Origin of the sequence: Bradyrhizobium iriomotense (genome assembly GCF_030160715.1) — a bacterium.
GTDB lineage: Bacteria > Pseudomonadota > Alphaproteobacteria > Rhizobiales > Xanthobacteraceae > Bradyrhizobium > Bradyrhizobium iriomotense.
This window is the reverse complement of sequence record NZ_BSOW01000056.1, coordinates 19936-41357: the sequence shown is the minus strand read 5'-3', so window position 1 is coordinate 41357 and position 21422 is coordinate 19936. Positions and strand designations below refer to the sequence as shown.

Sequence of the window (21422 nt, the reverse complement as noted above, 5' to 3'; positions counted from 1 at the left end):
CACCTTGCGATCTTTCCTCGAAAGGCGGACTTCTCTTGCTTCGGGTATCATCCCGACCTTGAATCACGACTCACGATCTAAGAAAAGTGGGTACTAGAGTGCCATTTAACTTCTAGGATTCCAGAGGAGGCGTCGGAACTCGGTGTCCGCGCAGTACCCCAATCGCAATCGGTCGGACGACATCTGCTCCATGCACGAACAAGCGCTTTGTCGAACTGCTGGTCGACAAATATGTGCGTAATGATACCGGTGCTCTGATCCTCGTTAGACCATTTTCCGGCAAACTCGCTCATTGTCGCGCCGCCGAGATTGCGTGGTGTCGGTGTGTTGCTTTGCTCGCCAAATGCTGGTCGGAGAAGCAGGAGCGCGAGGATCGCGGACAATCGCAACATTGTATTTGTCCTGTTAGTTTGACGTTCAAAAATGCTGGCAACAATCGTGCCAGCTAGCTGGACCAAAAAGGGGGTTTGGAGTGCACTCGTGTCTGCAGCTCACGGATGCTTCGTCGCAAACCCGACAATCCGCAGCGCCAACAGACGGCGCACGCCAGACATCTTACTTCCGTGTTCGATTTGGGCGTGACCGGATAGCTGCCTAAGTTCTCACTTATGGCTTATGGCATGACTGTAACGTGTGACGAGCTGCCGGAGCTGCCCCTACGTGGCCCAGTTTTCCGAATGCCGAGGTATTACTTCGTGTAGATCCCCGACAGAAGAGCAGAGCGTAGGTATCGCAGCCACTTGCGTATCGTCATGGCACGAGGCTGCTACGTGGAGGGGGCAAGATCCATTCTTCCGTGCATTGCCGCGTCAACCCTCGTGGTGGATGCCGCAATCATATCACGCAACTGCAAACTCGCTGAGAAGGTTGCAGTTTAGCCACTTGCCGATCACCTGGTTATGAGAGCAGCGCTACAAGGCATACCTCCTCGCCTAAGTTTGCCTTGCGGCATCGGTCTGGCCAGCGCCGCTCGGCGTTTATTCCAAGACGGCGTGACGCTCAATCCAGTGATCCGGGGACACAGATGCAGGTATTCGAGAGGTTGAACACCTAGGGTAAACGAAGCGAGTTCGGTTAGCTCGCGCGCTGCTTTCGCGCTACAGCCTATCGGATTTGGCAGCTCGCAAAGCCAATCGGTCTTGGTTTAGTTCATTTGAAACCAGCAGGCCGCTTGAGCTGGCGTTACGTGTGCAGAATCTCAGTCCGTCCCGACCTCGTGGAGGAGTTCGGCTGGTGCCAATATCGCCGGTTCGCCCGCGCATTCTTCTCACGTCAAGCGCAAAATGGAGAACCGGCCTTGGCGAAACTCCAGTGCGCGTGCTCCGGTTTCACAGTGATGTTTTGGCGCGATCACCTTACTGAGCCGGATCGGTCGAGTTTAAGCCGGTCCTCACGTTGGATCGCATTGCATCTCGGTCAACTTGCCCGTCAAGCAAGGCATCTTAACTCCGGATCTCAGGCACCAATTTATCTGCGAGTGAATTCAACTTCCAGCGAAGTCGTGGAGGGCTGATTGCGCATCTGCGGTATCAAACTGGGGCATGATGGGGCGATCGCTCTTGTCGAGAGTGGACGGCTTGCCTTTTGTGTCGAGCAGGAGAAACGAGGCAACAATCGACGATACCAAGCGATTGACAATTTTGACTCCATCGTTGACGATTTAGCGGAGCATGGTCTCGATCCGCGCGATGTTGATATATTTGTCGTCGATGGAGCGTGGTGGAGAGACGGTCTTCGGCTCCGCAGTGGGGCCGAACCTGTCAGTCTCGAGTGGGCATCCTATGTTGAACCTCATCCAGAGGGCCTTCTTGCTTCATATGACGGCGTTGGCCTAATCCTTGACGGGAGGTCATTTCGTTATAGAAGCTATCCGCATGTCACGGGGCATCTGGTCGCCGCATTCTGCACCGGTCCATTTGCCAAGGCCGGACAGGGCGCATTCGTTCTGATCTGGGACGGTATCATTTTTCCACGCCTCTATTACGTGGACCCCCGCGGCGCTCGGTTCATTGAATGCCTGTTTCCGCTGATAGGTCAGGTCTACGCGACAGCGGCAGATCACTTCGGACCTTACATCAACCGGTCCAGCTGGGACGATCTAGGGGTTGCCGGCAAACTAATGGCGTATATTGCGCTGGGATCTGCGGATGAAGAAATCACAGCCGTGTTTCGGGGCCTCTACGAGGAGCGTCTTGAGATTAGCGTGCAGCACGCTCGAAACTACCATGCAGAGAGCGGTGTGGACGCCTCCCTTGCGGCTATTCACGACTTCTTCCGCGCGAGTGCCCTGCGGCTGAAGGGCAAGCGCGCTCAAGATGTGCTTGCATCTCTTCATGGCTTCCTCGAGCGTCTTCTCATCCAGAACATGACGACGATTCTGAAGCAGTATTCGGGTCTTCCGGGATCACGCAATTTGTGTATCGCTGGCGGCTGCGCTCTCAACATCAAATGGAACAGCGCTTTGCGTGCCTCCGGTCTATTCGATGCCGTCTGGGTGCCGCCCTTTCCGAATGACAGCGGGGCAGCAATAGGTGCCGCTTGCTCCGCCATCGCGGCGGACAGCGGCTTCGTTCCGCTGGATTGGTCAATCTACAGTGGCCCTGCGCTTCAGTGCGGCGATGTGCCGCCCGAATGGGAGGCTACACCGTGCAGCATGCGTGAACTTGCTACCATTCTTGCGAGCAACACGCCGGTGGTGTTTCTTACCGGCCGCGCCGAGCTCGGACCACGGGCATTGGGTGGCAGAAGCATTCTTGCAGCCGCAACATCGGGGGGGATGAAGGACTCTCTCAATGATATCAAACATCGCGAACACTTCCGGCCAGTGGCGCCGATATGCCTTGAGGATCGCGCGCCCTCTATTTTCAGTCCAGGAACGCCGGATCCGTACATGTTGTTCGATCACGAGACGCGGTCAGAATGGCGGGACAAAGTCCCCGCCGTTGTCCACCTCGACGGATCTGCCCGACTGCAGACCATTCCCAGAACTTCCGACCACGAGGTCGCAGAGCTTCTTGTCGAATATGAGAAGCTCACGAGCATTCCCCTGCTTTGTAATACGAGCGCCAATCAACATGGACGCGGCTTCTTCCCGGATGTGGCATCAGCCTGCCGGTGGGGACGTGTTGAACGCATATGGTCGGGCGGCCTGCTGTGGACCAAAAGGACTCAGAACTGAGCTATTGCTGGTCAACCGTTTTCGATGATGAACGAAAGTCTAGGCGAGCGATCGAGCTTGACGATTGTACGGGTCGCAACGTTTACTCGTCACGCATCTGTCCACATACGTCGCCTTGTGCCCTGTTCTCGAGTTTCTCGCGTCCTAGACGGTCGCGGGCACAGCACTTTGCGGATTCCGACGAACTCCCGCAGCTATGCCGATATGAAGTCGCAGGGGATTCCGAGACGATGTCGTCCACTTATCTCGCCCGGAGGGCGAAGCGATCTGGCCGGTAGGGGACTCTGGCATTGAACGAACCGGGCGGTCCGGGGATCAGTGCGTAAACCTGTTCTGTTGCGGTTGCGGTGTGAATATGGGCAACTCGGGCAGGGTGGACGAGACGATGGCAGGCAACATGTCTTGTGGTCACGCGCATGCGTTTGAGCAATCGGCGTAACTCGGATTAACCGCAACGGCGCTGAACTAGCGTTTCGCCTTCAGCCCGATCTATTTGCGACTGGCCGAGAATCCCGTTGGGCAACTGGCTTTGCAGTGAGGTGAGTGAAAAGCCTCGGTCCGCCAAATGAGGAGGGCACCCAGAAGAAGGGCCGTCACGACCACCTTCGCAAGGGCGTCGTTACTCATCATAGTGCCCGATGGGGGACCTGCTTGCCGGCGGTCGGGGCACTGAAGGAAAACCCCTCAGCGCCGCTCGTTCTCGCGTAGCGTCACTTGTGGCATTCGGAGCTGCTCTAGACCTTGCTCGATTATTCGCAGATCCTCCTGAACCTGCTTCAGGGCCTGGCGCGAATCGAAGCCGGAAGCAGCCCGCAGATCTTTGGGCAGCCGGCGCCGAAGTTCGCGCATATCGTCCAGAGCTCGCCGGTTCTTCAAACGTACATAAGCGGAAACGATCAATTCAATGGTGGTCGATGACATGGGGTGGGGCTCCTCAAATAAGCTTGGCTGAAAGAGGCACTTGGGCTCGAAATACGGGTCCCGGCAGTGCTTATATTGAGCATCGAAATCCCAGTTGTTTCCAAGTTAGCAATACCCATGCCACACATTTGTGAGAGGGCCGATCGGTGAGGCTGGCGGCATGGGCGGATTAAACGGCCGCAGGCTGCCGCATTGAAGCGGTGCCTGCGGCCTGCGCTGCTACCGTTCCGCACGATCGGCGCAGCGATCTTGTTCTCATCGTTTAGCTTTCGGGCCGATCTTGTTCAGATCCTCGGCGACGTCGTCCATGGCTCCAAGCGGCTTTTCGGGAACTCGATGCTAAATCCAGCGCCCTGCGCCGCTGCGGCTTAGACAGTCCGATTTCGACTAGCCGGCGGATGGCCTCGGGACGCGTCAAATCGGGCTCTTTTTGCCTCTCAATCCACGAATCCAGTTCCGAAAGGGGCGCCTCAAGCAGGCGAACGCCTATCAACGTACCTTTGCCCGTAGTGACGGGACGGCCCCGTCTCTTTTTTGTGATAACACGAAGTGACTGTGTCATGGGATTAGTGTTATCCCAAAAAGAACTCAGAGGGAAGTTGCAGGCTTCCACCCCGGCTCTACACCACAGTCTACCACAAAGCGGCCCTCCCAACTGTTCCGCGACCGGTTTGTCGCCGCTGCCTTCAAGTCCGCCGAGGACGACGGCACCATGATCGAAGTTTACACAGGCGGGGATCGGGACAGTGCGTTGGTTTCTGCGTTCCGTCCGCGCGTGCTCGACGGCGGCTCCGCTGTCCGCCCGCCTAAGGGGGAAGCACACCTACACATTCCTCGAATGGTGCGTCGGCGCACATCAGTGAAGGCGGATATACAGTGTCTGCCTGTGACCTTCGCGAGTTTGATCGCGGCTTCGACGCAATTCGCGCCGGTCGGTCCTGGAAATTGCATTCGGTAGGAGAGCCGCCCTCTCTGCGCAAGAATTTCGTCGCGGAAGCTCGACATGAAGCGGAGTTTCGCCTCGGCGTGGAATCGAGCGCCGCGCTCAAACCGTCTCTCGCGCATACTCGATGGCCGCTTTCTCGAGATGAGGATGATTGTGTATAATATCGAACTGAGGAGTCATTTTCGAAGAACGAAATATGATCGTATCAAGCTCCGGCCTCATGCGTGGGTCCTCCGCGGAATGGGCACCTTCTCCGCCCGCGAGATCGTCACCAACTTTTCGCGCACTAGCAGAATATCGGCGGCCATTGCGCCGTAGCCAGCATCAGCTGCCGCCCGACTGAGATAGGAGAGAGCATCGGCGATGTAGCTGCCGCATCCTCGTCCGCGCCAAAAACGACCGTCAAACGCTCGGAGTAATTCCCGCTCATGCGACGTCCTTTCTTGAGATAGCATCCGGTCCAAGCAACAGAACCCTCGGTCCGATATCGAATTCTTGGCAGTTCGCCGTTGGACGTATGAATGGAGTAAGGACGAAGAACGCGCGTTCCAACTCGCCTTCGATCTCGTGCGTGGGACCCAGCCAGCGGATCCCCGATTTTATGAAGTGTGAGAGCAGATGCTCCCGCGTCGCCGCTGTCATTCCAGCGGCGCCGCCAAGGGAGAGAAGCTCACCGCACAGAGAAGTTCCGGGAGTATGGTTCTGCGTGTCCCCAGCGAGACCGCTTTGTCGGCGCACACGCGCCTGACCTCGAAGACATCCTGCAATTCGGGAGATCTCCATCCGTGACGAGATACGGCCAGTAGCCCTTGAGCATGTAGGGCTGTGCCTTGCGCAGAAGCCGAACCAAGCCTCGCACCGCTCGCGCCAAATCAAGTAGATTGCCGCCGGAGTGTCGAGTTCGTCGAATTCGAGCCCCGCGAATGAGAAGTGATCGAGCTTCCTCCTACAGACGAACACTTCGTGTCTGAGGCGAGCCTGAGAGGCCAAGGCATCCCAGAAAAGATGCGCTGTCGCAATCGAGAATGCTTCGATCATGCAATGCCGCTCCGTTGCATGCATTGGATCAAACAAGCGATGGAGCGATACCGGGAGATTCTCTAGGCTCTCCGTCTCAATTTCGCAAAATTGCCCATTGAGGACGGATTTGGGCCGAATGGCCACATCTAGGAAGTTCGCTCCACTTGAGCCGGGGGCCATACCCGGCAGCGCGAGCTTCCCGAACAACCCGATCCATATGAGAGGATATGTGCTCGGGATACGCGAACGGATTTCCGCCCTTGAATATTCGGCGGTACGGTACTTGCCGACCCAGGTGTAAAAGAGATGACGGTGGATGCCTCCGTAGTGCGCTGGCGTAAAACTGCCAGCAGGGAGGGGGTCTAGCGATCTCAAAGTCTCTAGCTCGAAGCTGTCGAGGGTCTTCGCGTCGCTGATGCGGGCTCGATTCTTTGAGAAGGCAGTGCCTTTGTAGCAGTAGGGATCGTCAAAGACGTCGTAACCGCTCAACACCGTTAGCGATCTTTGGGCTGGACCTATGCCCTCAAAACCTCAGCCCGCTTTTGAGCGGACGTCAGGTTCTGTTTTCTGGAGGGCCGATAGGCGTTCCAGAGAGGCTTTGCCGAGCTTCAACCCTTCGACGGCCGAAATGGCCGCAAAAGTTTTGTCTCCGTATAGCTGTCGACGACAATCCACCCTTGCTTCTCAGCGTGGAGGCGGCAGAGCCGCAACTCATCCTCGATCGAGGGGTCTCACTGATTGTCGGAGGAGCAGCGAGCGTAAAGCGCGACTTTCATGACGCCTCCTTTGTCCGGGAGACGGTCACCCTTCCGGCTGTCCGTTTCACCTTGGTACAAAATCGCGAGCGGGTTGGCGGGCGAGCAGCCGAACGAGGTGGACAAGACGGGGATCGGGCTTCGACGCGATGGATACAACCGCGACCTCGGGCGCCGCCTCGGCGACCACGCGGAGCTTCTCGGCTGTTGTTCTCTCGATCGCGCCATTGCCGCGTCCTTGCCGTTGCGCGGATCGCTTCGTGACAAAAATGGCAAGTTACTCATGAAGCAAGTAGAAAATGCAAGTTATATCAATGTGATGTGCCGAAACTGGGCGGTAATCCGAGAGGCAGAGCGCATTAGGGCGGGACTGCGCTAGGTCAGGCGCACGAAAAATATTTCCATGATCGCCGCTCCAAGCTGCCTTTTCCCTGATCTTGGCTACGCCCACCGCTCCTTTTTCCGACCGACGCCCGTGGCGATTTGATAGGTAGACCGGAAACCTCTCAGTCAAATGGAGGTTCGGCTATATAACCGGATAAAGCACGGAGACATATGGTGAGCAATAACGCGCAGAAAAGGGCGATCGCAAATTATCGATCTCGGATGACCGAACGAGGCATCGTCCGGTTCGAGCTTCAATCCCTCGAGACTGATCGGGACCTCATCAGAATGCTTGCTCGCAAGCTGACCGAAGGTCAAGAAACTGGGCAACTCCGGCGCACGTTGCAACAAGCCGTTTCTGACGAGCCGTCCAAGCCCGGTGGCATCCTGACAGCGTTGCGTCGCTCGCCGCTCGTCGGCGCCGATCTCGACCTGACGCGTCCACGTGAAGATGTGCGCAAGGTTGATCTGTGACCCGCTATCTCCTCGACACAAACATCATCAGCAACATCGTCAAGCGGAAGCCAGCAGAGTCACTGCTTGCTTGGATGGCGGCCCAGCGCGACAAGAATCTGTTTATCGCTTCTCTTACGCTCGCAGAAATTTATCGTGACATCCTGGAAAAACCGAACGGCAAAAAGCGAGCAGCGCTTGACGCCTGGTTCTCAGGTCCGGAGGGGCCTCAGGCTTTGTTCGCAGACCGCATCTTGCCGTTCGACGAAAAGGCGGGCCTTGTCTGGGCAGGGTTGATGGCGGAGGGGAAGGCCGCCGGCCAACCACGCTAGCGGGCTCGATATGATCATCGCCGCCGTCGCCGTCGCTAACGAGTGCGTTGTTGCCACCGACAATGAGCGTATTTCCAAGGAATCCAGATCATCAATCGCCTAAGGGGCTCACCCGCCGCTGGACAGCCGGAAGGCTAGCGCTAGATATGGTCAGCAAGATGAAGATCGATGCTTTCACCGTGGATCGTCGTCAGCTTGCATGCATCGAGTCCGCACATCGTGGCTTCCTGTATACCAAGATCATCTCTATACAATGGCCTGCTCGCTTCAGGCAGCCAGGGCAGCGAGTCACGCATATTGTCGTTGAGAAAGACGTGGAGCTCACACTTCCGGAGAAGCGCATCTATGGATCAAGACGCGAGCAGCGCGCCTGATTCTTCGCGATATCGAGGGCGCACTGACGCGTTTCGAAACAAACCGACTTGAACACACGGCAGGTCGTAGGGGCACCGCGCTGCGCTTGCGATCATGATGCTCAAGCATTAGCGAAAGAGTAAAAAATGGCGGCTCTGCGTGAAACCGCAATGGCCGCCCGTACCAAGACTAGAACGGCGCATCTTATCGTTCACGCCAAGGACACCTGCGCCACGCTATTTCGTTTCAGGTCCCCCGAGTCGTTTTTCTGCGAATTGGGCTGTAGGAGTGCGGCCCGACTATTGCGTGCCGCTCGTTTCAGGAAATATTCCGACTTCCGTCGATAAATGAAGGGAACCGCTCGAGCAAATTACGACACGCGCCCATCGAGGACGATTGAAATGACGCACGAACGGAATCCGTACGAAAAGGAGTTTGAAGAACTGATGGACGAACTCGATCCGCTCGTGCCGGTCGTTCTGAAAGGGTATCTGCTTATCGAGCGTATCCTAGACAACCTGATATCTTCGATCTGCTTCCACCTTGATCACATTTGGAACGGTCGCTTCACCTTCGCCCAAAAGGTCAATCTCGCTCGCGCGTTCGCTTTTAACAGGGACAATCATCCGGTCTGGACACTTGTGCTTGCCCTCAACGCTTTGCGTAATGAGATTGCGCACAACCGGCTCAGCGAGCGGACTCAGAAGAAGATGGATCAAGTCAGGAGGCTCTGGCTTGCTGAGGTCGATGAATACGTACGGATGATAGACGCAGAGGATACGGACCCGCTGATGGTCATTCACGCAGTTGCTGACGACATAAGATGTGACCTCGATAAAGGGACGGCGCGATGAATCCGGCGCACAACATGAAATGTGCCGCTCGGCTTTCGTGAAAAGTTGATGCTGTGTGCTTCGATCGACGCTGTCCTAAATGCATGGGGAAGCGCGCAGCGGTCTTCTCAGCTACCGACGCCCACACGATCATCGTCGATGATGGCATCACCCCTGGGTCGTTGGCCTGCAATCCGTTCGCCGGTCGCTAGAAATGTCGGAACGGAGCTTGGCGCGGCGGTTCAACCTCACTCCGGTGGCCGTAGTCCAGGGGACCGCAGCCATTCGCTGACGCGCGACCCGGTCTCAGCCTGGCGAGCTTTCCTGAGCGTGGCCTCGCGCAAGGCTCCCTGCGGCAAGAGCCTTTGCCTGCTCGCGCAGGCGCTTGGCTTCTTCGGTGAGCCGTTCCTCGAGGGTTTTGGTTTGGGTAAAGCGACGCCGCCTCAACATGATGCTGCTGTCTCTTCAAGAAATGGCGGGAGCGCGACGTTGCGTTCTCTCATCACCGATAGCCGGAAGACCTCGGTGACAACTCTCAACGGAAGGATAAGCGTGAACGTTCCCAAACGAGGGGGGAGGGTTCGTTAATATAGGTTAATTCGAATAACAGCGAGGCCCTCAAACGGAGGTAAATCCAAATCGGGCCTCGCGATCGTCAGTCCTCCTCCAGAGAGATCTGCCAAACATGGTCAGGGGCACACGCTTCGCAGACGCCTGCCTGACGATGGTCTTAACGCGTTAGCAAAAGCGAGGGGCGCTTGAGCTGCACTTGGATACCAGGGCCCTCCGCGCCAGAGGCAGCGGGTGCGTCCGCATGCGAACGAGGCGAGAGGCGCTTGAATCGCGTTGTCGGACCCAAGCGGTCGGAGACCAGGGTTGCAGAAACGATCGGACGATCCCGACCACTTAAGCCGGATTCTCCGGAAATGTCGCCGGAGACGGTACGTCTTGCGGGCCCAAACTGCCGTGAGAACGCTGGTCGAGGGCCGGGCCGGCAAGTGCTTCGACCACCTGCAGCAGTGCTAGCCGATGCGTTTGGTCGTGGATCCGGAGAAATGCCTGCATGAGCCGAAGGTTTTGCAACTCACGTATTGCTGATGAACTGTTGTCGTTCATTTCCGAAATCTCCCGAATTTAGCGCTTTTAATCAAAACGCTAGAAGATTGCAATGGGGGCTCCTGATCAAGCAAGGGTTGTGGACTCCGGTCGCCTATGTATCGCTCAGGCGCTTGCGAAGCGGTGGCATGATTAGTCTCTCATCCTCACCGCCCAGAGCGCATTCCGACGCGCACAGACTTGGATTGGGAGTTTTTCTGACCTGAGTGCCTGTAGCAGGTGTGCCGGTCGGCCTCCATCGCCGCGCCCGGCCGCGGCATGGGAGACCGCATATTTCCAATCAGTGTATGCGCACGTCGGTTGCAGACCGACCTTCGTTAAATATTGTAATCGTTGGCACGATATGAGGCGATGTTGGCTTCGACAAAGCTGATGGTGAGCCTCAGCCCCTCGTCGATCGAGGTTTCCGGCATCCAACGCAGCAAGCGCCAGGCTTTTTCATTGTTTGAAACAAGCCGGAAAACTTCGCTGGTTGCAGGTCGAATGCGCTCTGGATCTCGAGCGATTCTCTTCTTCACCTTCATCAAGGACAGTATTCGATGGGCGAAGTGGCTGACGAGAAATGCCTTGCCTGTACCGAGGTTGATGGTTTCGCCTTCGATCCCGGACGTCGCGCCCGCCGCAAGGAAGCCGGAGACCGTATCCCCCACAAAGGTCATGTCGCGCAATGTATCCAGAGCGCCGAGCTCGATTACCTCGCGTGTTGCCGCCTGGGAAATGATCGTGGGAATAAAGGCGCGAGCCGATTGCCGCGGGCCGAACGTGTTGAACGGCCGGACGGTCACAACCGGCGTCGAGAACGACCGGAAGTAGCTCTCCGCTATTTTGTCGGCGCCGATCTTGGACGCGGAAAAAGGTGACTGTCCCTGGAGCGGATGACTTTCATCAATCCTGTCGGTGATTGCGGTTCCGTAGACCTCGGAGGTCGATGTGTGCACGACGCGGGATACGCCTGGGCGCCGCGCAGCTTCGAGGACGTTGAGCGTACCTTCAATATTCGTGCGGACGTAGTTTCGCTGGGCGACATAGGAATACGGAACAGCAACCAAAGCGGCCAGATGAAAGACAATATTCTGGTCGCGTACTGCCTGAATGACGAACTCCGGATCTTCGATATTTCCGGCGATCACCTTGATCGAATTCTTCAGATCAAGCGGCAGATGCTCAAGATTTCCCCATGCCGGAGACGAAGAGTACCGGATCATGGCCGTCACGTGAGCGCCCGCGCGCGCGAGAGCTTCCGTGAGATGACTTCCTATGAATCCGCCGGCGCCGGTAACAAGGACTTTTCGCCTATGATAGAATTGCTTGAGATCCATGATCGCGCGGCAGTTGAATTGGAGTTGCGTCCTTATGTTGACAGATAGCGCTCGTTTTCGGCACGCATACTAGCTAGGTAAGAAACGGACCCAACCTGCGTACGCACACCGTCAGGCGCAGCCCGACTGCGCCATGACGGTGCGCTCCGTACGATTATCTAACTACAAGTACGGCCCCTCCGCCGGTTCGGCGAGAGTAAATTGTGGTTGCGTTCGCGTTACGCGTTTTTTCTTTTCTTCGCGCAGCTTTTGTGCACTGTTCAGTGATTGGTGCGGGAACGCAGCGCGCCCTCGGTCGGCCAGACATCAGAGGGCGGGACACTGCGTCGTCCGATCGATCGCGCCAAATGCGGCAAGACCATCAAGCGAATGTACCGCGCGAGGGCGGGCGTCGAGTGAAATCCGAAATGTGCGTGAAATACTCAGCCTTCCGCAAAGAAGGTATTGAACGCGATCCGACTAGTTCGTCGCACGAACAGGATATAGCCGAGCTGGTCTTCGAACTCCTCGATCTCACAGCTAACTGACAACTTCGTTGTTGCGGCCACCGTAAATGCGCAGATCGCGACGAGTGAAGGAAGCGCTTCTTGGCATCATCGAAGAGGCGCATGAGAGACGAAGGAAGTCCATATTGGCAAAGCAATCAAGCGGGTAGCGGCGCTTACCTCGACGAGAAACCGCCCAAGAATCTCTAAGGACAACCCTTGCCTCCGGTTCGGTGTCGGACAGCCGTTCAAGTTCTTCGCACCCTGGAATGCACCGCTTTGACACGTCGATGTCGTTGAGTGCCGCATAGACCTGCTGCGGCGATGCGTTGATCGCCACTTCATCAGGAAACTCCATGCAGTGCTCCCTGTTGATCGCGAGATTGAATGGCTCCGCGCCTATTTGATAGCCTGTGGGTTAACGGGCGAGCCGGCACCACCTGGCAGATGCAGTGGTGGCGCGACAAAGAAGAATTCATAGACCTTGTCGCGCGCACAATCCTCCGCTAGTTCCTTCACGTAAAAAATCTCGCCCATCGAGATGCCGATCGCTGGGATCACAACCCAGTGCCAAGGCTGATAAGCCTCGGTCGTCTCGTTTGGACGGACTTCGCAGCCCCAAGTATCGGCGCAGATCGCCGCGATGTCCTTTTCCCGGATCCAGTAGGCTGTCTCGAAAGCCAAGCCTGGCGAATCCCCGCCGGCGTATCCGACCCAGCTGCCTTGTGAAAGGCACCGTTCCTGGTGGCCGGTGCGGACGATCACGAAATCGCCCTTACGAACTTCCACTCCCTGAGCCTTCGCACAATCGTTGAGGTCAGAGCTGGTTATGCCGTAGCCGTCCTCCAGCCAGTCGACCCCCTTCCACCGCGCGATATCCAACAACACCCCCCGTCCGACCATCTTGCTGCGCATGTGCTCGATACCAAGCTTCTGGCCCCAGCTCGAGGGGCTCAAGGGGCCGAGCCAACCGTGCGCTGGCTCAGGCAGACAGCATGCCTCAGTCGCATCGCATGCGATCGGGCAATCGACCTAACTCGGATTTGCCGGAAAAGATCAGGCTGAAGGAGGCAACGCTGTTTTCAGCGCCATTCCTGCGCCAGGGAATGCCCGCTATTGTTTGGCGGGCTCTTCGGCAGGTGTTGCTGGCGGTGTGGGTTCGGCTTCGGGTCTGCTGCCCCTAAGCTCTGACGGTGCGGCACAATCGCCAGCCCATAGCTTGGTCCCTCTGACTGTTCCTACGAGCTTGCAGCCCATTGGGGGTGCCGGCTGCTTATGCGGCTTGCTGGCAGGTTTGGGCGCTGCGCTCGGCTTGGGCGCCGCTGTTTGAGCAAAGGCAGATGCCGAAAAGCCAAGTATGGCGGCGGCGAGAATCGGCAGCGTCCTCATGGTTCATTTTCCTTTTGTCTTCCCAATCTAGACTAACGGCGGATGGTATCTAGAGGACACCCATCTTCACACAAATCGCGTAGGCAATCACAAATGCGGGCAGAAAGAGGAAAAACCATACGGCGCCGTTGGGCTCGCGATGCGATGCAAACTCACGGTTTGCGTCCGTGTCACGGCCGTGGGGCACATCTGAAAAAACCTGACTTGGGCGTCTACGTCTGGCCGCTCGCCGCAAAAGGTGTTTGACTGCTGCTTCGCGTTCGCTCGGCACTTCTGGACCGATAGCCATTGAAGCTTATCCCCCTGTATGCGGCAAACGTGCCGGGAAAACGCGATTCCAGCAATAGTTCATCAACAAGTTGGGGATGCTCAAGGGGGCGCTGGTGGATTCCTCATCTCCGTTCTGACCCGCGACCCCGTCGGCGGTCTTGTTAGCTGCGCCAGCTCCTATGTCCGGAATCGAACATTCAGAGCCTATGGGTTAGGCTACGCTCCGGAGATACTTTTTTGATTCGGAGAGATCGACTTTGGCGACGGGCAAGGTGAAGTGGTTTAGCGCGACCAAGGGCTATGGCTTTATCCAGCCTGATGACGGCAGCTCAGACGTCTTCGTGCATATTAGTGCCGTCGAGAAAGCCGGCTACACGGCCTTGGCCGAGGGCGTGCGCATCAGCTACGAGCTGAGAGCCGGGAGGTCGGGTAAGATGTCCACGGAAAATCTACGGGTTAGTTGACCCGGCGCCTCAAGCCGCTCCGGTAAAGCTGAGTTTGCTGGCTAGGCCTTCAAGAGCCGCACATAAGTGCCGGACTTGTGCAGCTCCAGCCAGCCTTTCTCGACGACATACTTGATGCCGGCGCCAAACTCCTGGCCAGTAGGTTTTCTTTGATGAATGTGAGGCGGACGCCTTTCTCCGACAGTTCGTCAAATGCTGGCATTTCCGCCGTACCGCCCCTGCGATAACACATAATGTCTCGAGACAACCGTGTTTTAACCAAATTGTCAGACCTGTCGCCGGTCAAGACCGAACTCGTAAGAGGATGTCGGATCATGGTCTTAGATGTCGCTGGTCCGAAACTGTCGGGCAAAAGAGGTGTCGTCCTCGGGCGTGGGACGACGCGAAGTCAGCTCAGAGTCTTATTGGACGGCTCCAAGTGCAGCATCACGCTGCACGCCAGGTTTCTGGACGCGCAAGAAACTCCTGGGCTTTAAGCCGCCCAAAGCCCTCTGGGGCCCTCTGCAACTAGGCTTCCTGCTCGTGCAATTCCCGCATAACGTTGCTCCCGGCCGATTCTGGTCATCTAGTGTTGCTCGCGCACCGGCCATCCGGTTGCTCGTACCTGCCAAGCAGAACGGTCCCATTCAGCTCCGGGGGACCGTTTTCATTTTGCCGGGTTGCGCAGCAAGCAAAAGTAAGAGTGCCCGATAGGCTTGGTAACGGGCCTCGGGGCGCGTTCTATTTCGTCCCCTCATGAGCAACGTTTCGTCGGAGTGGATCACGCGCCATTCCCAGCCCTTGCGGCCGCGCTGGGCAATTCTCACGTCGAACATGACGTAGCGCCTTCAGGCAGCCAAACGACGCTTGCCAATTGCGTTCAAGCTGGCCAAGCATGACTGGCGGTAGATCAGGTTGATGAGATATTTGAACATGTGATGACGCCCCCGACTTGACGAGAATGACGCTAGGGGCGGATTGTTTCAGGATCTTTTCGTGGACCCGGCAAAACGATTTCGTCTAAACCACAACCGGATCTGAGCGAGTGTCGAATCCGGAACAAAGGCGGAAACGCCGTGTACTATCTGTGTACTATCGACACAGCGGGACTAATCGGGAAGGCTTGAAACTAAAGGGGTTTTCTTTCCGCTACGTGAGACACAGATTTTTCGAACGAAGAATGTGTATCGCGTTGTGAGCGGCCCGAGACATAGGTGACAAACGTACCGGACACAGGGTTACACTTTCCACTTTTGTTTTGCGGGAGGTGTGGATGCCGTGGAAAGCGAGTTCGGTGATGGAAAAGCGCCTTCGCTTTGTCGCCCGGCTTCTGGATGGGAAAGCCATGACGGATGTGTGCCGTGAGTTCGGCATCTCTCCCGTAAGACCGGCTACAAGATCTTCGACCGCTACAAAGAGTGCGGACTGGCGGCGCTCAGTGACCGCTCCCGCCGGCCAGTGCGCTACGCCAACCAGCTGCCGCAACAGCTCGAGAGCCTGATCGTCGGCCTCAAGGCCGAGAAGCCACATTGGGGCGCGCGCAGGATCCGTGTGGCTACCAAGTCTGCGATTTTGCACGCCAAACTACGATTTTCCGCGATTACGTACGCTCGATGTTGGTGCTTAACGCGTTTCCGCGCTGTGCGTTCGGTTCTCCGGTGGTGTAGGTAGGGTGCGTAACGTCAGATGGTTTGCCTCAAACGACATCTGGTCGCATCGTGACCTCGGCAGCGGGTCTCATGGCTCAAGACTACGCATACGCGCCTCGCCTCTTCACCATCTGAGGAGGCCGAGCGCTGCCGGAGGATGAGGCCCAGATCATAACTGGGCAATCAGTCCAGCCGGACCATTTCGAACATGGTTTCGGGCGTCACCTTAAAATGGTCGCGGGAAGACCACCACGCATCCCTCATGCACTTGGCCGCGCATCGCGAAAGAGCCGCTCTCGTCGCCTCGAGGATCTCGTCCATTGGTGAGAATGGATAGCAGATTCCGGGCGCCTCCATCTACCGAGGTCTGCAAAAAAATTTCGAGGTCATTGATCCAGATAACGTTGCTTGCTGGGCCGGGCGAAGGAGGAGAGCATGGGCTGAAAACAAGTCATGATTTCAACGAAGGCAGCCCAGCGACATGCCTCTCACGCTGCTCAAATATGGGCTGAAGCGCGACCACGTTCCACATCGCGAGATCCCTCCGACGCCGGACCTCAAGCGGCACTATGATGTCGTCATCGTCGGCGGCGGCGGGCACGGACTCGCAGCCGCGCACTACCTCTCCAAATATCACGGCATCACAAAGCTTGCCGTTCTGGAGAAGGGCTATCTTGCCGGCGGCAACACGGCGCGCAACACGACTACAATCCGTTCAAATTACATCACAAATCAATCGATACGCTTCTACAAGGAAGCCGTGTCGTTGTACGAGAACATGTCGCATGAGTTGAATTTCAACGTCATGTTCTCGCAACGCGGCCAGCTGACGCTGGCGCATTCCGAGGCGACCCTTCGATCCTTCCATCTGCGCGCCGAGATGGGTAAGCATCATGGCACGCGGATTTCGGTCGTGGATCCGCGTCAGGTGAAGGAAATCTGTCCGCATCTCAACATGGATGAGCGCGGTCAACACGAAATCGTCGGAGGGCTCTGGCACGAGGACGGCGGTACGGCACGACACGACGCGGTCGCCTGGGGTTATGCAGCGCAGGCCGCCAAGCGAGGCGTGGAAATCCATCAGCGGACCGAGGTGCTCGGCTTCGACAAGGTCGGCGACAGGATATCGTCAATCCGGACGAGCCGTGGAACGGTGAGCGTCGGACACGTGATCCAGGCGGCCGGCGGCGCCAATGAGCACGTGGCGAAAATGGCCGGCATCGATATGCCTATTCGATGCTTTCCGTTGCAGGCGATGGTGACGCAGCCGCTAAAGCCGTTTCTCGATACGCTGGTCTCCTCGGCCAATCTTCACACTTATCTCGTGCAATCCTCGCGCGGCGAGATTGTCATCGGCGGCGGCTCGGATCCCTATCAATTGATCTCGACGCGCTCGACGCTGGTCCTCAAGGAACAGCTGGCCCACGGCGCGCTTCAGCTATTCCCGTTCCTGCATAACGTGAAGCTGCTGCGGCAGTGGGCAGGGATCACCGACATGACGCCGGACTACACGCCGATCATGGGTGCCAGTCCGCTCAAGAATTATTGGCTCGATTGCGGCTGGGGGACGTGGGGCTTCAAAGCGACGCCCGTCGCGGGGAAATACATGGCCGAGACTGTCGCGAACGAGCGGGCCGCCGACATCCTGCTTCCCTTCAGTCTGGATCGTTTCGAGAAGCTGGCTCTCATCAATGAAATGGGTGCCACGGCGGCAAGCCACTAGGATTCCCCGATGAAAATCATGAATTGCCCTTTGAACGGGCCGCGAAACATCAGCGAATTCACTTGCTTCGGGCCGGTTCACGACGCGCTCGACACGCAATCCATCAGCGATTCCGGCTGGTCTCACTATCTGTTCTATCACGAGAACAAGGCCGGAATCATTCGTGAGTGGTGGCGGCATACGCCGTCCAATTACTTCTTCATCGCCGAACGGCACACCGTTACCGACGAAATCGTTGCGACCTACAGCCCGAGCGAACTCCCGCGCACTGAAAGCAAGTCATGATTCCGCGTCTACCCGCGCCATACGGGACCCGCATCGATCGAAGCGAGACTCTGACCTTCACGTTCGAAGGCAAGGCATTTCGCGGGCTAGCCGGCGACAGCATAGCAAGCGCGCTCGTCGCGTCCGGCCAGTGGCTGATCTCGCGGTCGTTCAAATATCACAGGCCGAGGAGCGTCCTGACCATGGCTGGACAGGATGCGAATACGCTTGTCCAGGTGGCTGAGGAGCCAAACGTCCTGGCCGATGTCTATCCGCTCCGCGAAGGCCTCGAGGCGACCGCTCAGAATGTGAACGGCTCGCTCGACAATGACCGCGACGCGCTGCTCGACCGGCTCGGGCGTTTCATGCCGGTCGGCTTCTACTACCGAACGTTCTTTGGTCCGGGCAAGAACAGCTGGCTTCGGCTCTGGGAGCCGCTCATCAGAAAAAAGGCCGGCCTTGGCAAGGTCGACGTTGCCGCGCCTCGCGCCCGTTACGAGAAGCAGAATCGATTCTACGACGTCCTGGTCGTTGGCGGCGGGCCCGCCGGTATGTCGGCGGCGATCCAAGCCGCCGCTGCGGGAGCGCGCGTCCTGCTGGTCGACGAGAATCCTGAGCTTGGCGGCTCCCTGACCTATGCGCGTTTCGATGACAAGCCGGAGGCCACGGCGCTGCTGCTTCGCGATTTGAAGCGGCAGGTCGAAGCGCATTCCGGCATTGATATTCTGACGAACGCCGTTGCGAACGGCTGGTATGCGGACAATTGGGTCCCGATCATCAGCGGGAATCGGCTGCTCAAGGTTCGTGCGAAAGAGGTGATCCTCTGCACCGGATCGCTCGACCAGCCGGTTCCGTTCCGCAATAATGACCTTCCCGGAATTGTCTTGGGGTCGGCCGCGCAGCGACTGATGCGGCACTATGCCGTCAAGCCGGGCCGGCGCGCGGTCGTTCTCGCTGGCAACCGGGACGGTTATCGGGTCGCGCTCGATCTCATCGCGGCCGGCGTCGAGGTCGCGGCGGTCGTCGATCCCCGAAGTGCGCAGCAGCACGCCTCACTTGCCGAAGACCTCGCGGCGAAGGGCGTGCGGATTATTATGAACGCGACGGTTGCGGAAGCTGCCGCCACGGCGGGCAACAAACATCTGAAGGCTGCGAAGATTGCGAGTGCGGGCAGTGGAACATCAGAGTGGATCGATTGCGATCTTCTGTCGGTTTCCTGCGCATATACGCCAACCTATCAGCTCGCGCTGCAGGCCGGGGCGAAGCTGAGCTATGACGATGGGGCAGCACAGTTCGCCCTCTCCAATGTCCCAGCGCATCTGACGCTGGCCGGATCCGTCGCTGGCAATTTTTCCCTTCCTTCGGTTCTCGCCGCGGGGCGCAAGGCAGGAGCCGTTGCGGCGAAAACGCTAGGTCTCCCTGGGCGTGACATCGACGTGCCCAAGGACGACGAGCGAGGTGTCAGCAGCTTCGAGCTCCCCCTTGTCGGGCATCCGAAGGGGCGCGATTTCGTCGATTTCGATGAGGATTTGCAGATCAAGGACATCGTGGACGCCGTCCGGACCGGCTACAGCGAGCTCGAGTTGGTCAAGCGTTTCTCGACCGTCGGCATGGGGCCGTCGCAAGGCCGTCATTCGGCCTTGGCGACCGCCCGCATCGTCGCGCATGCCACCGAACGCAAGGTTGCCGATATCGGCGTCACCACGTCGCGCCCACCTTTCGGACCCGAAAAACTCGGCCTCCTCGCCGGACTTCAGCAAAGCCGCTATCGTCACACATCGGTCCATCATCGCCACATCGAGGCCGGCGCGAAGATGACGCCGGTGGGAGCATGGTGGCGTCCGCTGTATTACGGCGACGAGAGAACTCGCGATGAGCTGATTGTCGACGAGGTGAACCTCGTCAGGCAGCGCGTCGGCATGCTTGACGTCTCCACGCTCGGGAAGATCGAGCTGCGCGGACCGGACGCAGGCGTGCTCCTCGATCGCTTCTGTACGATGAACTACGCCAAGCAGCCGGTCGGCCGGGTTCGATATTGTTTGACGTTGAACGAGATGGGCTCGGTCATCGACGACGGCGTGGCGTTCAGAATCGCGGAGGATCATTATTACGTCACGGCGACCACGGGCGGGGTGGATCGCTTCTATGCCGACATGTGCTGGCAGAACGTTCAGTGGGGACTTGATGTCGACATCCACAACGTCACCGCCGGCTTTGCGGCCTTTAACCTGACCGGGCCGCTCGCGCGGCAGGTTTTGGAGACGGTGGGAGGCATGGACGCCTCCTCCGAAGCGCTCCCCTTCCTGGGCGGGCGTGTTGGTCGGTTCGCGAATTGCCCGGTCCGTATCATGCGCATCGGCTATTCCGGCGAGCTCAGCTTCGAGCTGCATACGCCGCAATCCTATGGCGAGGCCTTGTGGGACGCGCTCATGGATGCGGGCAGGCCATTCGGGCTTCGGCCGTATGGCCTGGAAGCATCGCGTATTCTGCGGCTGGAAAAGGGGCACATCATCATCGGTCAGGACACCGATGCCGTTAGCACGGCGGACGAGCTGGGAATGGAATGGGCGCTGGCGATGAAGAAGCCCTTCTTCATCGGCAAGAGATCGATCGAACTGCTTCGCCGTCTTCCCGCCAAGCGCCGCCTGGTCGGCTTCGAGCTTCCGGCGTCGGTGCAAGACAAGCCGGACGAGGCCTGCCTGATCTTGCGAGGCGACGAGGCCGTCGGCCATGTCACGTCGACGTGCCTCTCACCGACTCTGGGAAAGTGGATCGGGTTGGCCTTCGCGCCGGCTGATCAGGCCGAGCCCGGCAAGACCGCGGTGATCAGGACCCGACGAGGAACGCAGTTACAGGCTCGAATTGTGTCTCCGCACTTCTTCGACCCCGAAAACAAGCGTCAGGACATCTGATATGGCTCTTCTCGCGGCAGCTCGGCGCACGCCGTTCGGCGACGTGTATGCTGAATTCTCGGAAGGCGAAGCGCGCTCCATCGATGCGGCCTCCCACCAGACAACGGTCTTGTTCGAGAGGAAAGGTGGCCGGCCAATCGAGCTTCGGGATCTGACCCGGTATGGTCGTTTCGGCATCAAGGGCAGATGCGCCAGCGATTGGCTGCGATCCAGAGGGATCGCGTTACCTGAGCGGATCAACACCCTTGCCCCAATCGCATCACGGGGCCTGGACATCGTTCGCCTCGGCGCCGAGGACTATTTGTTCCTGCCCCAATCCCTGGAGCAGACATCGTCCCTGAGTGCCCTGCGAGCGGAATGGGAAGCTGACCGCCTCCCGCGCAAGGGCTTCAATGCCTGGCGGGAAGAGGTTTGGGCCTGGTTTCACATTGGCGGGACTGACGTGGCCGAGCTTCTCGCCAAGACCTGTCCGGTCGATCTCAATGCCGATCGCTTGCCGGTTCGGAGCGTCGTGCAGAGCAGAGTGGCGCAGATGGACTGCATCCTGGTTCGCACGGACCGGGCTGGCAGCCACGGCTTCGACCTGTTCTTTGATGTCGCCTCGGCAAGTTTCATGATGCGGAGCCTGCGAGAGCTCGGGATTGGATAGTTCGGGCCTGCAACGAAACCGTGCGAT

15 protein-coding genes and 3 pseudogenes are annotated in these 21422 nt (G+C 58.1%); 11 read left to right on the top strand and 7 right to left on the bottom strand.

Annotation, left to right across the window (positions count from 1 at the left end; all coding sequences use genetic code 11):
• Positions 1 to 1513: 1513 nt before the first annotated feature.
• Positions 1514 to 3178 (top strand): carbamoyltransferase N-terminal domain-containing protein, encoded by a 1665-nt coding sequence (locus QQL28_RS42985; RefSeq protein ID WP_284275567.1) that lies wholly within the window; start codon positions 1514 to 1516, stop codon positions 3176 to 3178.
• A 684-nt stretch (positions 3179 to 3862) separates the two neighbouring features.
• Here QQL28_RS42985 and QQL28_RS42980 read toward each other — a convergent pair.
• Both QQL28_RS42980 and QQL28_RS42975 read right to left on the bottom strand, forming a co-directional pair.
• On the bottom strand, positions 3863 to 4099 hold the full coding sequence (locus tag QQL28_RS42980) for a hypothetical protein (RefSeq protein WP_284275566.1): 237 nt from the start codon (positions 4097 to 4099) through the stop codon (positions 3863 to 3865).
• Positions 4100 to 5471: 1372 nt separating this feature from the next.
• Positions 5472 to 6083 carry a hypothetical protein gene (locus tag QQL28_RS42975; protein ID WP_284275565.1) on the bottom strand — a complete coding sequence of 204 codons (612 nt, stop codon included), beginning with the start codon at positions 6081 to 6083 and terminating at the stop codon, positions 5472 to 5474.
• A gap of 1292 nt (positions 6084 to 7375) precedes the next feature.
• Here QQL28_RS42975 and QQL28_RS42965 point away from each other — a divergent pair.
• The 4 genes and pseudogenes from QQL28_RS42965 to QQL28_RS42950 all read left to right on the top strand — a co-directional run bounded on the left by QQL28_RS42965 (position 7376) and on the right by QQL28_RS42950 (position 9197).
• Positions 7376 to 7678 carry a hypothetical protein gene (locus tag QQL28_RS42965; protein WP_284275564.1) on the top strand — a complete coding sequence of 101 codons (303 nt, stop codon included), beginning with the start codon at positions 7376 to 7378 and terminating at the stop codon, positions 7676 to 7678.
• Positions 7675 to 8127: pseudogene (locus tag QQL28_RS42960) on the top strand (PIN domain-containing protein). The gene QQL28_RS42965 and the pseudogene QQL28_RS42960 overlap by 4 nt, the downstream one beginning before the upstream one ends.
• Before the next feature lie 8 nt (positions 8128 to 8135).
• Positions 8136 to 8363 carry a hypothetical protein gene (locus QQL28_RS42955; protein ID WP_284275563.1) on the top strand — a complete coding sequence of 76 codons (228 nt, stop codon included), beginning with the start codon at positions 8136 to 8138 and terminating at the stop codon, positions 8361 to 8363.
• Between the two features lie 381 nt (positions 8364 to 8744).
• Positions 8745 to 9197, top strand: coding sequence for a hypothetical protein (locus QQL28_RS42950; RefSeq protein WP_284275562.1), 453 nt, complete (start codon positions 8745 to 8747; stop codon positions 9195 to 9197).
• A gap of 227 nt (positions 9198 to 9424) precedes the next feature.
• Here QQL28_RS42950 and QQL28_RS42945 read toward each other — a convergent pair.
• From QQL28_RS42945 to QQL28_RS42925, 5 genes and pseudogenes are all read right to left on the bottom strand, one after another.
• A pseudogene (locus QQL28_RS42945) lies at positions 9425 to 9626 on the bottom strand (hypothetical protein).
• 456 nt (positions 9627 to 10082) lie between these two features.
• Positions 10083 to 10292, bottom strand: a complete 210-nt coding sequence (locus QQL28_RS42940; protein WP_284275561.1) for a hypothetical protein — start codon at positions 10290 to 10292, stop codon at positions 10083 to 10085.
• Between the two features lie 317 nt (positions 10293 to 10609).
• Positions 10610 to 11611, bottom strand: a complete 1002-nt coding sequence (locus tag QQL28_RS42935) for a GDP-mannose 4,6-dehydratase (protein WP_284275560.1) — start codon at positions 11609 to 11611, stop codon at positions 10610 to 10612.
• 519 nt (positions 11612 to 12130) lie between these two features.
• Positions 12131 to 12454 carry an SRPBCC domain-containing protein gene (locus QQL28_RS42930; protein WP_284275559.1) on the bottom strand — a complete coding sequence of 108 codons (324 nt, stop codon included), beginning with the start codon at positions 12452 to 12454 and terminating at the stop codon, positions 12131 to 12133.
• A 41-nt stretch (positions 12455 to 12495) separates the two neighbouring features.
• Positions 12496 to 13011 (bottom strand): cyclase family protein, encoded by a 516-nt coding sequence (locus tag QQL28_RS42925; RefSeq protein WP_284275558.1) that lies wholly within the window; start codon positions 13009 to 13011, stop codon positions 12496 to 12498.
• A 1001-nt stretch (positions 13012 to 14012) separates the two neighbouring features.
• On the opposite strand from QQL28_RS42925, the gene QQL28_RS42920 reads away from it, so the two are divergent.
• The 6 genes and pseudogenes from QQL28_RS42920 (at position 14013) to QQL28_RS42895 (ending at position 21395) form a co-directional block, all read left to right on the top strand.
• Entirely contained in the window at positions 14013 to 14219 is a 207-nt protein-coding gene (locus QQL28_RS42920) for a cold-shock protein (protein ID WP_284275557.1), read from the top strand.
• A gap of 1252 nt (positions 14220 to 15471) precedes the next feature.
• A pseudogene (locus tag QQL28_RS42915) lies at positions 15472 to 15749 on the top strand (helix-turn-helix domain-containing protein); the annotation flags it as partial.
• 579 nt (positions 15750 to 16328) lie between these two features.
• Positions 16329 to 17570 (top strand): FAD-dependent oxidoreductase, encoded by a 1242-nt coding sequence (locus QQL28_RS42910; RefSeq protein ID WP_284275556.1) that lies wholly within the window; start codon positions 16329 to 16331, stop codon positions 17568 to 17570.
• 9 nt (positions 17571 to 17579) lie between these two features.
• A complete protein-coding gene (locus QQL28_RS42905) occupies positions 17580 to 17855 on the top strand; it encodes a sarcosine oxidase subunit delta (protein ID WP_284275555.1) in 276 nt (91 codons plus the stop codon).
• Positions 17852 to 20746, top strand: a complete 2895-nt coding sequence (locus tag QQL28_RS42900; protein ID WP_284275554.1) for an FAD-dependent oxidoreductase — start codon at positions 17852 to 17854, stop codon at positions 20744 to 20746. The genes QQL28_RS42905 and QQL28_RS42900 overlap by 4 nt, the downstream gene beginning before the upstream one ends.
• 1 nt (position 20747) lies before the next feature.
• Positions 20748 to 21395: a hypothetical protein gene (locus QQL28_RS42895; RefSeq protein ID WP_284275552.1), complete on the top strand. Its 648-nt coding sequence runs from the start codon at positions 20748 to 20750 to the stop codon at positions 21393 to 21395.
• The last annotated feature ends 27 nt before the right edge of the window (positions 21396 to 21422 follow it).

What these genes read in the sequence shown, in the direction of transcription:
- QQL28_RS42980 (WP_284275566.1), bottom strand. Translation starts at nt 4,099, where the DNA reads ATGTCATCGACCACCATTGAATTGATCGTTTCCGCTTATGTACGTTTG.
- QQL28_RS42975 (WP_284275565.1), bottom strand. Translation starts at nt 6,083, where the DNA reads ATGATCGAAGCATTCTCGATTGCGACAGCGCATCTTTTCTGGGATGCC.
- QQL28_RS42965 (WP_284275564.1), top strand. Translation starts at nt 7,376, where the DNA reads ATGGTGAGCAATAACGCGCAGAAAAGGGCGATCGCAAATTATCGATCT.
- QQL28_RS42955 (WP_284275563.1), top strand. Translation starts at nt 8,136, where the DNA reads ATGGTCAGCAAGATGAAGATCGATGCTTTCACCGTGGATCGTCGTCAG.
- QQL28_RS42950 (WP_284275562.1), top strand. Translation starts at nt 8,745, where the DNA reads ATGACGCACGAACGGAATCCGTACGAAAAGGAGTTTGAAGAACTGATG.
- QQL28_RS42940 (WP_284275561.1), bottom strand. Translation starts at nt 10,292, where the DNA reads ATGAACGACAACAGTTCATCAGCAATACGTGAGTTGCAAAACCTTCGG.
- QQL28_RS42935 (WP_284275560.1), bottom strand. Translation starts at nt 11,611, where the DNA reads ATGGATCTCAAGCAATTCTATCATAGGCGAAAAGTCCTTGTTACCGGC.
- QQL28_RS42930 (WP_284275559.1), bottom strand. Translation starts at nt 12,454, where the DNA reads ATGGAGTTTCCTGATGAAGTGGCGATCAACGCATCGCCGCAGCAGGTC.
- QQL28_RS42925 (WP_284275558.1), bottom strand. Translation starts at nt 13,011, where the DNA reads ATGCGCAGCAAGATGGTCGGACGGGGGGTGTTGTTGGATATCGCGCGG.
- QQL28_RS42910 (WP_284275556.1), top strand. Translation starts at nt 16,329, where the DNA reads ATGCCTCTCACGCTGCTCAAATATGGGCTGAAGCGCGACCACGTTCCA.
- QQL28_RS42905 (WP_284275555.1), top strand. Translation starts at nt 17,580, where the DNA reads ATGAAAATCATGAATTGCCCTTTGAACGGGCCGCGAAACATCAGCGAA.
- QQL28_RS42900 (WP_284275554.1), top strand. Translation starts at nt 17,852, where the DNA reads ATGATTCCGCGTCTACCCGCGCCATACGGGACCCGCATCGATCGAAGC.
- QQL28_RS42895 (WP_284275552.1), top strand. Translation starts at nt 20,748, where the DNA reads ATGGCTCTTCTCGCGGCAGCTCGGCGCACGCCGTTCGGCGACGTGTAT.